Origin of the sequence: Aeromonas sp. QDB17 (genome assembly GCF_027705305.1) — a bacterium.
Lineage (GTDB): Bacteria > Pseudomonadota > Gammaproteobacteria > Enterobacterales > Aeromonadaceae > Aeromonas > Aeromonas caviae.
In genome coordinates this window covers 1-701 of the sequence record NZ_JAPDBP010000060.1, presented here as the reverse complement: position 1 = coordinate 701, position 701 = coordinate 1, and the positions used below count along the sequence as shown (strand labels likewise).

At 67.9% G+C, this 701-nt stretch carries 1 protein-coding gene; it reads right to left on the bottom strand.

Features of this window, described 5'->3' with window-relative positions:
• Window positions 1-701, bottom strand: a 701-nt coding sequence (locus OKC41_RS21055) for a hypothetical protein (RefSeq protein ID WP_270672346.1), incomplete at both ends; no start/stop codon positions are given.

Genomic DNA, 701 nt, shown 5'->3' with positions numbered 1-701 from the left:
CCGCTGATCTCGGTGCGGTCGATGGTGCCGTCGTTGTTGGTGTCTTCGGTGATTACCACGGTCGGCGCACCGGTCGCGGTGGTGTCGCCCATGGTGGCGCTATCGCTGCCCGGCAGGGAGACGTTGCCCGCCGCGTCGACGATGGTGGCAGTCACGGTGAGCTGCACCCCGTCCGCCGGACGGTCAAACTCGTAGCCCACCTTGCCTGCGCTGATGTCGGCATCGGTCAGCACCCGGTCTGCCTGGCCGCTCACCTTGAGGGTGTCACCCGCCTTGGCTTCGCCCGGCAGGCCCACTGCCACGTTCACCTTGCCGCTGATCTCGGTGCGGTCGATGGTGCCGTCGTTGTTGGTGTCTTCGGTGATGACCACGGTCGGCGCACCGGTCGCGGTGGTGTCGCCCATGGTGGCGCTATCGCTGCCCGGCAGGGAGACGTTGCCCGCCGCGTCGACGATGGTGGCAGTCACGGTGAGCTGCACCCCGTCCGCCGGACGGTCAAACTCGTAGCCCACCTTGCCTGCGCTGATGTCGGCATCGGTCAGCACCCGGTCTGCCTGGCCGCTCACCTTGAGGGTGTCACCCGCCTTGGCTTCGCCCGGCAGGCCCACTGCCACGTTCACCTTGCCGCTGATCTCGGTGCGGTCGATGGTGCCGTCGTTGTTGGTGTCTTCGGTGATGACCACGGTCGGCGCACCGGTCGC